The organism is Modestobacter sp. SYSU DS0657, from assembly GCF_054050925.1.
Window position 1 is genome coordinate 1 of sequence record NZ_JBJHAG010000049.1, and the last position, 10,156, is coordinate 10,156.

Annotated in this window: 9 protein-coding genes; 5 read left to right on the forward strand and 4 right to left on the reverse strand. The window is 72.7% G+C overall.

Annotation, left to right across the window (positions count from 1 at the left end; translation table 11 throughout):
- Positions 1 to 215: 215 nt before the first annotated feature.
- The 4 genes from ACI79A_RS19345 to ACI79A_RS19360 are packed head-to-tail and all read right to left on the reverse strand — an operon-like array spanning position 216 to position 3,474.
- Positions 216 to 1,130: an SDR family NAD(P)-dependent oxidoreductase gene (locus ACI79A_RS19345; protein ID WP_457085385.1), complete on the reverse strand. Its 915-nt coding sequence runs from the start codon at positions 1,128 to 1,130 to the stop codon at positions 216 to 218.
- A 30-nt stretch (positions 1,131 to 1,160) separates the two neighbouring features.
- Entirely contained in the window at positions 1,161 to 2,057 is an 897-nt protein-coding gene (locus ACI79A_RS19350) for an amidohydrolase family protein (RefSeq protein ID WP_457085386.1), read from the reverse strand.
- Positions 2,054 to 2,716, reverse strand: coding sequence for a 3-oxoacid CoA-transferase subunit B (locus ACI79A_RS19355; RefSeq protein WP_457085387.1), 663 nt, complete (start codon positions 2,714 to 2,716; stop codon positions 2,054 to 2,056). The genes ACI79A_RS19350 and ACI79A_RS19355 overlap by 4 nt, the downstream gene beginning before the upstream one ends.
- A complete protein-coding gene (locus ACI79A_RS19360) occupies positions 2,716 to 3,474 on the reverse strand; it encodes a CoA transferase subunit A (protein ID WP_457085388.1) in 759 nt (252 codons plus the stop codon). Before ACI79A_RS19360 ends, ACI79A_RS19355 begins: the two co-directional genes overlap by 1 nt.
- 397 nt (positions 3,475 to 3,871) lie before the next feature.
- Here ACI79A_RS19360 and ACI79A_RS19365 point away from each other — a divergent pair, with 397 nt between their 5' ends.
- From ACI79A_RS19365 to ACI79A_RS19385, 5 genes are all read left to right on the forward strand, one after another.
- Positions 3,872 to 4,981: an NDMA-dependent alcohol dehydrogenase gene (locus ACI79A_RS19365; RefSeq protein ID WP_457085389.1), complete on the forward strand. Its 1,110-nt coding sequence runs from the start codon at positions 3,872 to 3,874 to the stop codon at positions 4,979 to 4,981.
- Between the two features lie 11 nt (positions 4,982 to 4,992).
- A complete protein-coding gene (locus ACI79A_RS19370) occupies positions 4,993 to 6,471 on the forward strand; it encodes an aldehyde dehydrogenase family protein (RefSeq protein ID WP_457085390.1) in 1,479 nt (492 codons plus the stop codon).
- Between the two features lie 81 nt (positions 6,472 to 6,552).
- The gene (locus ACI79A_RS19375; RefSeq protein WP_457085391.1) at positions 6,553 to 7,671 is read left to right on the forward strand and encodes an NDMA-dependent alcohol dehydrogenase; all 1,119 of its coding nucleotides are present in this window, start codon (positions 6,553 to 6,555) and stop codon (positions 7,669 to 7,671) included.
- 102 nt (positions 7,672 to 7,773) lie between these two features.
- Positions 7,774 to 8,880: a zinc-dependent alcohol dehydrogenase gene (locus tag ACI79A_RS19380; RefSeq protein ID WP_457085392.1), complete on the forward strand. Its 1,107-nt coding sequence runs from the start codon at positions 7,774 to 7,776 to the stop codon at positions 8,878 to 8,880.
- Positions 8,881 to 8,890: 10 nt separating this feature from the next.
- Positions 8,891 to 9,892, forward strand: a complete 1,002-nt coding sequence (locus tag ACI79A_RS19385; protein ID WP_457085393.1) for an amidohydrolase family protein — start codon at positions 8,891 to 8,893, stop codon at positions 9,890 to 9,892.
- Positions 9,893 to 10,156 lie beyond the last annotated feature (264 nt).

Here is a 10,156-nt window from a genome sequence, read left to right on the forward strand (position 1 = left end):
GCCCCCCCCGCCCCCCCCCCCCGGCGGGCGGCGGGGCGGGCCGCCCCGGCCGCCGCGGCCCGGCGCCGCCCCCCCCGCCCTCATCGTCTGTGTGCAAAGTCCCGACCCCGCCTTCCACGCCCTCCACCCGCATCCCACGCCCTGCAGCGCGGGGAACACGCGGGAAGGGCGTGGGATGCGGGTGCGACGGCGGGTGGTCCGGCCCGGCGGGGCCCTCAGGGGACGAGGTCGGTGAGGCGGGGGGAGGGGAGGCGGTTCTCCGGCGCGTAGATGGGCGAGCTGGTGAGGAAGGGGATCGCCGCGGCGCGCGCTTCGTCGATCGGCTCGTCGGGGAACGCGGCCAGCGTGGTCTCGAACCGCTCCCGGACCCCCTCGCGGAACTCGGGGTGGGTGAGGATGAACAGGTCGCCGCGCCGGATGCCGTTGAGCACCCGCTCGCCGGCCTCCACGTAGCTCATGTACGGCTGGCTCTTGGCCCGCTCGAGGAACTCCGCCGGCGGCGGGGTGTAGCCGCTCTCGCCGTACTGCTCGGGACGGGCGGCGACGGCGCCGGCGATGTTGCTGTGCACCGGCCCCGGGCAGTACGCCGAGACGCCGATCCCCTCGGGGGCCAGCTCGATCGCCAGCGCCTCCGACAGCGCGATCACCGCCGCCTTGGTCATCGAGTACAGGCCCGCGACGATCGGCAGGAGCCCGGCCATCGACGTGGTGGTGACGATGTGCCCGCCCTCGCCGTGCGCCCGGATGTGCGGCACGAACGCCCGCAGCCCGTTGCCGACGCCCTTGATGTTGACGTCGATCAGCCAGTCCCAGTCGCTGGCGGTGGCCCCCATGACCGGGCCGGTCAGCCCGATGCCGGCGTTGTTGACCAGCACGTCGACCCGGCCGTGGCGCTCGACGGTGGCGGCGGCGGCCGCCTCGACCGCGGCCGCGTCGGTGACGTCGAGCTGCACCGCGTCGACCGCGAGCCCGGCGGCGGCGAACTCCGCGGTCGTCTCGTCGATGTGCTCCTGACGGCGGCCGCTGATCACCACCGTCATGCCGGCCCGGGCCAGGGCGAGCCCGATCCCGCGGCCGATGCCGCTGGACCCGCCGGTGATGAAGGCGACCTTGCCCTCGACGTCCTGCATGGAGGTCTGTCCTGTCTGTGAGAGGGAGGGTCAGCGCCCGGGCGGGAGCAGCCCGAGCAGCCGTGCGGCGTTGGACTTGTAGATCAGCGGCTTGACCTCGTCCTTCAGGCCGATGGTCTCCGCGTCCTTCATCCACCGCTCCGGGGTGATCACCGGGAAGTCCGAGCCGAACAGCACCTTGTTCTTGAGCAGGCTGTTGGCGTACCGGACCAGCTGCGGTGGGAAGTACTTCGGCGACCAGCCGGAGAGGTCGATGTGGACCCGCGGCTTGTGGGTGGCCACGGCCAGCGCCTCGTCCTGCCAGGGGAAGGAGGGGTGGGCCAGGATGATGTCCATGTCCGGGAAGTCGACGGCGACGTCGTCGACGTCCATCGGGTTGGAGTACTTCAGCCGGATGCCGCCCCCGCCGGGCGTGCCCGCCCCCACCCCGGTCTGGCCGGTGTGGAACAGCGCGATCAGCCCGTGCTCGGCGATCACCTCGTACAGCGGGTAGGCCGCGCGGTCGTTGGGGTGGAAACCCTGGGTGTTGGGGTGGAACTTGAACCCGCGGACGCCGTGGTCGGTGATCAGCCGTCGGGCGGCCCGCACGCCGGCGGCGCCCCGGGCGGGGTCGATGCTGGCGAAGGGGATCACCACGTCGGCGTGCTCGGCGGCGAGCTCGGCGACCTCCTCGTTGGTGGGCACCAGCTCCTCCCCGGTCTGGGAGATGCTGTCCACGCCGAAGGCGACGCAGGCCATGTCCCGTTCCCGGTAGTACTGGGCGAGCTCGGGCAGCGTGTACTGCGGCATCGAGCCGATGCCGAAGTAGGCGCCCATGTCGTCGGCGCTGCTGTCGGCCGGCGGCGGGGCGGAGACCGACCGGTGCACGTGGGTGTGCACGTCGATCGCGGTGATCCGGTCCAGGTCGATGCGCGAGGTCCAGGTCACGACCGCAGGTCCTCGGTGTAGGGCGCCTCGGTGTGGGCGCGGACCTGGGCGGGGGTGACGCCGGGGGCGCACTCGACCAGCCGGAGCGTGCCGTCGACGACGTGGAAGACGGCCAGGTCGGTGTAGACGCGGGTGACGCAGGCCTTGCCGGTCAGCGGCATCGTGCACTCGCGGACGACCTTGGAGCGGCCCTTGCGGTCGCAGTGCTCCATCGTCACCCACACCTGCGGGGTTCCGGCCACGAGGTCCATCGCCCCGCCGACGGCGGGGTTGCGGCCGGGCACGTACCAGTTGGCGAGGTCGCCGGCGGCGGACACCTGGAGCGCCCCGAGCACGGTGACGTCGAGGTGGCCGCCGCGGATCATCGCGAAGGACATCGCCGAGTCGGTGATCGCCGCCCCGCTCATCAGCGTGATCGGCTGCTTGCCCGCGTCGGTGAGGTCGACGTCGCCCTCGCCATCGGGGGCCGGGCCCATGCCCAGCACCCCGTTCTCGGCGTGCAGCACGACCTCCACGCCCGGCGGGATGAACCTCGGCACGGCCAGCGGGATGCCGACGCCGAGGTTGACGACGTAGCCGTCCTGCAGGTCCTGTGCCAGGCGCTCGGCGATCCCCTCGCGGGTGCGGCCGGTCACCGGCGGGGTCTGCGTGGCGGTCATCAGCGGGTCCTCGCGATCAGCCGGCTGTCGTCGGGGGTGGTGGTGCGGGCCGGGCTGGTCGGCACCACGTCGTCGACGAAGACGCCGGGCAGGTGGACGTCGTCCGGGTGCAGCTCGTCGACCTCGACCAGCCGGTCGACCTCGGCGAAGGTGTGCCGGCCGGACATCCCGGCCAGCGGGTTGAAGTTCCGCGCCGACAGCCGGAAGCGCAGGTTGCCCTTGCGGTCCCCGGAGTACGCCTTGACCATCCCGAAGTCGGCGACGATGCCGGTCTCCAGCACGTACTCGCGCCCGTCGATCAGGCGGTGCTCCTTGGCCGGCACGTGCTCGGCCACCCCGCCGTCGGGGGAGTAGCGCAGCGTGAAGGTGCCGTCGGCGAGCATCGTCCCGGCACCGGACGGGGTGAAGAAGGCGGGGATGCCCGAGCCGCCGGCCCGCAGCCGCTCGGCCAGGGTGCCCTGCGGCACCAGTTCCAGCTCCACCTTGCCGGCGAAGTACTCGTCGTAGAACTCCTGCAGGATCGGGAAGGACGCCGTCACCCGGCGCAGCCGGCCCTCGTGCAGCAGCCTCCCCACGCCGGTGAAGTCGTGGCCCACGTTGTTCACGTAGACGTGCAGGTCGCGCTTGCCCAGCTCGCAGAGGGCGTTCAGGAGCAGGTCCGGGCGGCCGGAGCTGCCGAAGCCGCCGACCGCGATGGACGCTCCTGACGGCACTCTGTCGACCACGGACAACACGTCCTCGCGGAACTTGTCGATCACGCCGTGTCCCCTTCTCACGCCAGTCCCCGTTGGTGCGGCTGGCTCGTGCACTGGTGCGATCCCGACGGCGGGCCCGCGCGCTGGGCGGGACGGCGATGTGTCGAGGGTCACCCGGACGTCGTCGAACGTATGGACGCCGTTCGGTACCCGAGAAGGCGTATTCCACCCGGGGGAAGGCCGGGCCCACCTGGGCGGAGACAGGGCCCCGCCGGGTGGGCGAGCGGACCGGGGAGTCCGCCCGGCTCGTCTTCCGCGGGTCGGAATGGTGTGTGGCCCACGCCACGTCCGCGGCGGCAGTGTCCCCTTCGGCTCCGGGCGTCGCCCCGGGGTACCAGCGAGGCTCTCGCCCCCCGGCCAGCGCCCGTACCACCAGTCGTCAGCACGGAAGGGGCCCCAGATGAGCATGACCACACGCGCCGCGGTCTGTCGGGAGCCGGGCAAGCCGTGGGAGATCACCGAGCTCGAGCTCGACGACCCCCAGGCCAACGAGGTCCGGATCAAGTTCATGGCCGCGGGGATGTGCCACTCCGACGACCACATCCAGAAGGGCGACGCGATGATGCGCTTCCCCGTGGTCGGTGGCCACGAGGGCGCGGGCATCGTCGAGGCCGTCGGTGAGGGCGTCACCCGGGTGAAGGTCGGCGACCACGTCGTCTGCTCCTTCATCCCCGCCTGCGGCAAGTGCCGCTACTGCTCCACTGCCCGGCAGAACCTCTGCGACGAGGGCAAGAACGCCTCGACCGGGGAGTTCCCCGACGGCACGTTCCGCTTCCACCAGAACGGTGAGGACTTCGGCGGCCTGTGCGTGCTGGGCACCTTCTCCGAGCGCGCCGTCGTCAGCGAGTTCAGCGTCATCCCCATCCCCGAGGACATCCCCTTCGAGGTGGCCTCCCTGGTCGGCTGCGGCGTCCCCACCGGGTGGGGCAGCGCGGTGCACGCCGCGGGGGTGCGCGCCGGGGAGACCGTCGTCGTCTACGGCGCCGGCGGCGTGGGCAGCAACGCGGTGCAGGGCGCCCGGTACGCCGGCGCGCAGCGCGTCGTCGTGGTCGACCCGGTGGAGTTCAAGCGGGAGATGGCCACCGTCTTCGGCGCCACCCACACCTTCGCCACGGCGAAGGAGGCCCAGGAGTTCGTCAACGAGGTCACCTGGGGCGAGCTCGCCGACCACGCGATCATCACCGTCGGCGTCCTCCACGACGAGGTCATCGCCGACGCGCTCCAGGTGGTGGGCAAGACCGGTCAGGTCACCGTCACCGCGGTCGGCAACGGCTGGGTGAACGAGCACCCCGGCGCCCTCATCGGCTACCAGCGGCGCATCCAGGGCGCGATCTTCGGCGCCTGCAACCCGCTGTTCGACGTCCCCCGCCTGCTCAGCCTCTACCGGTCCGGTGACCTCAAGCTCGACGAGCTGATCACCCGCACCTACCGCCTCGACGAGGTCAACCAGGGCTACCAGGACATGTTGGACGGCAAGAACATCCGCGGCGTGATCATCCACGAGCACTGAAGGAACCGGACATGACGATCGCTCCTCCCGGCCCGCAGGCCGGCTCGCCCCTGCTCATCGACGACGCCCAGCTGATCGGCGGTGACTGGGTGCCCGCCGCCGGCGGGCAGACCATCGACGTGATCAACCCCGCCACCGGTGAGGTGCTCGGCCGGGTGCCGCGCGGCGGCGCCGAGGACGTCGACGCCGCCGTGCGCGCGGCCGAGGCGGCCTTCCCCGCCTGGCGGGACACCAACGCCACCGCCCGGGGTGCGCTGATCACCCGCTGGGCCCAGCTGATCGACCAGCACGCGACCGAGCTGGACCAGCTGGAGTCCCAGGAGGTCGGCCGGCCCAGCTGGGGCCCGCCGCCGATGTCCCGGATCCTGAACTTCGTCGCCGGCCAGGCCGACAAGGTGCAGGGCGTGACCCTGCCGACCTACACCCCCGACGCCATCGGGCTCACCCTGCGCGAGCCCTACGGCGTGGTGGGCGCGGTCATCCCGTGGAACGCCCCGGCGCCGATGTTCGTCAACGACGTCGGCCCGGCCATCGCCGCCGGCAACACCATCGTGATCAAGCCGGCCGAGGACGCGCCGCTGACGGCGCTGGCGCTGGCGAAGCTGGCGCTGGAGGCGGGCATCCCGCCGGGCGTGGTCAACGTCGTCACCGGCTACGGCCACGAGGCCGGCGCCGCCGTGCCCGCCCACCCGGGCATCCGCCGGATGAGCTTCACCGGCTCCCCGGACACCGGCGCCCTGGTGATGGCCGCCTGCGCCAAGAACCTCACCCCGCTGCACCTGGAGCTGGGCGGCAAGTCGCCGCAGGTGATCCTCTCCGACGCCGACCTGGACGCCGCCATCCCGGCGATCGCCATGGGCATCACGATGAACACCGGCCAGATCTGCGCCGCCGGTTCCCGGGTCGTGGTCGAGCGCTCGATCCACGCCGAGGTCGTGCAGCGGCTGGCCGAGCAGATGTCGAAGGTCAAGGTCGGCCCCTGGTACGAGCAGGTCAACATGGGCCCGCTGATCAACGGCAAGCAGCACGAGCGGGTGCTCAAGTACATGCAGCTGGGCCAGGAGGAGGGGGCCGACCTCGTGCTCGGCGGCGGCCGTCCCGCGGGCGAGCAGTACGAGCGCGGCTTCTTCGTCGAGCCCACGCTGTTCGACAACGTCGACCCGGCGATGCGCATCCACCAGGAGGAGATTTTCGGCCCGGTCCTCGGGGTCACCCCCGTGGCCGACGAGGCCGAGGCCCTGCAGGTCGCCAACGGCACCGACTACGGGCTGGTCGCCTCGGTCTGGACCAACGACGTCGGCAAGGCCGTCCGGTTCTCCCGGGGTCTGCAGGCCGGCCAGGTGGCGGTCAACGCCGCACTCGGCGCCGGCGTCATCGGCGGCCCGTTCGGCGGCTACAAGCGCAGCGGCTTCGGCCGCACCATGGGCGCCGACGCCGTCCTGGACTACACCCAGGTCAAGACCGTCTCCCTGCGCGGCACCGGTGCCTGACCTCCGCGCTCCGGGCTCGGCCCGACCCGCCCTCGGCTCGTTCCACCCCGCCCTCGTCCACCCTGCTTGGGAGGCATCCCGATGAGCATCACCACGCACGCCGCCATCGCCCGCGGGCCGCACATCGGCTGGGAGATGGTCGACCTGCAGCTGGACGACCCCAAGGCCCACGAGGTGCGGGTCAAGTTCGCCGCCTCGGGGCTCTGCCACTCCGACGACCACATCACCCAGGGCGACGCCCCGGTGCGCTTCCCGATGGTCGGTGGCCACGAGGGCGCCGGGATCGTCGAGTCGGTCGGCCCCGACGTCCGCCGGGTCAAGCCCGGTGACCGGGTGATCTGCTCCTACATCCCCGCCTGCGGCGCCTGCCGACCCTGCTCCACCGGGCACCAGAACATGTGCGTCAAGGGCCTCAACGCCGGCAGCGGCATGTTCCTCGACGGCACCTTCCGGTTCCACCTCGGCGACGAGGACCTGGGCGGGTTCTGCTCGCTGGGCACCTTCTCCCAGTACGCGGTGGTCTCGGAGTGGGCGTGCGTGCCGCTGGCCGACGACATCCCCTTCGAGGTCGCCAGCCTCGTCGGCTGCGGCGTCCCCACCGGCTGGGGCTCGGCGGTCTACGCCGCCGGCGTCAAGCCCGGGGACACCGTCGTCGTCTTCGGCTCCGGCGGGGTGGGCAGCAACGCCGTGCAGGGCGCCCGGTACGCCGGGGCCAAGAACGTCGTCGTCGTCGACCCGGTCGAGTTCAAGCGGGAGATGGCCACCGTCTTCGGCGCCACGCACGCCTTCGCCTCGGCGAAGGAGGCGCACGACTTCGTGGTGGAGACGACGTGGGGGCAGCTGGCCGACCACGCCATCCTCACCCCGGGCGTGGTGACCGAGGAGATCGTCAACTCCGCGCTGGCGATGACCGGCAAGGGCGGCAAGGTGACCATCACCGGCGTCGGCAAGCTGACCGAGAAGGCCGTGCACTTCCACGCCGGCGCGCTCATCGGCTACCAGCGCCAGGTCCGCGGCGCGCTCTTCGGCGACTGCAACCCGCTCTACGACATCCCGAAGCTGCTGGGCCTGTACCGCGCCGGTGACCTCAAGCTCGACGAGCTGGTCACCCGCACGTACCGGCTGGACGAGGTGAACCAGGCCTACCAGGACCTGAACGACGGCAAGAACATCCGCGGCGTCATCGTCCACGAGGACTGACCCCGCGCCGGATGCCCCTCCCACGTCCGGTGCCGCCCGGCTCCTCCCGGGCGGCACCGGTCACCCGGCGCACCCGCGCGCCGGCCGAGCTCGAGGAGAGCGATGAGCGACAGAGTGCGCGCGGTGGTCCAGACCGGGCCCCGGAAGATGGAGCTGCGCGACTTCCCCCGCCCGGTGATCGGTGCCGACGACGGTCTGCTGCGCGTGGAGGCCAACGGCATCTGCGGCAGCGACGTGGAGACCTACAAGGGCCACATGTCGATGGGCCGCGGCGACTTCATCCCCGGTCACGAGCCGATGGGGATCATCGAGGAGATCGGTGACCGGGCGGCCGAGCGCTGGGGGGTGCAGGTCGGCGACCGGGTGGCGCTGGAGGTCATCGTCCCCTGCCGGGCCTGCGAGAAGTGCCTCACCGGGCGCTACCAGGCCTGCCCGAACCGGACCCTGGGGCACGGGGTCACCGGGGTCGACGTCGAGCCGAGCCTGTTCGGCGGGTTCGCCGAGCACCTCTACCTGACGCCGAACTCGGTCCTGCACAAGATCGACAAGACGATCCCCGCCGAGATCGCGGTCATGTTCAACCCGCTGGGCGCCGGCGTGCGCTGGGCGGTGCACCTGGGCGGCATCGGGCTCGGCGACACCGTCGTCGTGCTCGGCGCCGGCCAGCGCGGCATCGCCTCGGTGATCGCGGCGAAGGCCGCGGGCGCCGGCACGGTCGTCGTGACCGGCCTGGCCGCCGACGAGCACAAGCTCGCACTGGCTCGCGAGTTCGGCGCCGACCACACCGTGGTGGTGGGGGAGGACGGCGAGGACGTCGTCGAGCGGGTCCGGGAGATCACCGGCGGCGAGATGGCCGACGTCGTCCTGGAGCTCACCCCGATGGCCGCCGGGCCGGTCACCGACGCGCTGAAGGTGGCGCGGTTCGGCGGCACCGTGGTGCTCGCCGGGCTCAAGGGCGGGCGCGAGATCCCGCTGAGCACCGACCTGATCATCAACCGCGGGCTCGTCGTCAAGGGCGCGTTCGGCGTGGACTTCGCCGGTCAGGAGGCGGCCATCGCGCTGATCGAGTCCGGGCGGTTCCCGCTGGAGAAGCTGCACACCCACACGTTCGGCCTGGACGACACCGCCCTGGCCATCGAGACGCTCGCCGGCGAGGTGCCGGGGGAGTCCCCGGTGCACGTGTCGGTCCACCCCAACCTGTCCGCCTGAGGAGGCACCCGTGCTCGTCGACGCGCACGCCCACCTGCTGCCCCGCGACTACCCGGCCGATGCGCCGGAGTGCTTCCCCCGGATGGAACCGGTCGACGGCGACACCGCCCGCACCCTGGTCTTCGGCCAGATGCGGTTCACCGCCCGGGACGCCTTCTTCGACGCCGAACGCCGCATCCAGGAGCAGGACGCCTCCGGGGTCGACGTCGAGGTGCTCAGCCCGATGCCGCCGCTGCTGCGCTACGACCTCCCCGCCGACGACGGGATGTCCCTGGCCCGCTGGGTGAACGAGGCCACCGCGCTGCTCTGCGCGGAGGTGCCGGACCGGCTCAAGGGGCTGGGCATGGTGCCGCTGCAGGACCCCGACGCCGCCACCGCCGAGCTCAAGGCCATCAAGGACCAGGGGCTGCTCGGGGTGGAGATCGCCTCCAACATCCTGGGGAAGTCGATCGGCCACGAGCAGTTCCTGCCGTTCTTCACCGAGGTCGAGCGGCTGGGCCTGTCGGTGTTCGTGCACGCCATGCCCAGCCCGTCGGAGCGGCTGCCGATGTCGGCCATGGGCACCTACGTCGTCGGTGTGGAGGGCGCCTTCGCGGCGGGCTCCATGGTGACCGGCGGGACGGCGAAGGCCTGCCCGGACCTGCGCATCTCCTTCAGCCACGCGGCGGGGGGCTTCCCGCTGATGCTGCCCCGGGCCCAGTACTTCTGGGGTGGATCCTGGAACGAGGAGCCGGTCGACCTGACCCGCGCGGTGATGCACGACGACGGGCCCTCGCCGGTCGAGCTGGCCCGGCGGTTCTGGTACGACTCGATGGTCTTCGACCGCCGCGCACTGCGGTTCCTGGTCGACTACCTGGGCGCCGACCGGCTGCTGGTGGGCTCGGACTTCCCGGCGATGCTGCGCGAGGAGCCGGCCGGGCGCACCCTGCGCACGCTGGACCTGCCGCCGGAGGACCTCGCCGACGTGATGAGCGGCAACGCCTTCCGCTGGCTGGGGATCGACCACCCCTGACCGACCCTGCCCTCCTCCCGGGCCCCGTCCGCGACCCGCGGGCGGGGCCCGCTGCCATCCCCGGCCGCGCGGAGACCGCTCCCGGCTCCGGGTCAGCGGCTCCACCGCGGTCAGCCGGGTCCACCCGGCTGACCGGACGTGGGGGGGGGGGGGGGGGGGGGGGGGGGGGGGGGGGGGGGGGGGGGGGGGGGGGGGGGGGGGGGGGGGGGGGGGGGGGGGGGGGGGGGGGGGGGGGGGGGGGGGGGGGGGGGGGGGGGGGGGGGG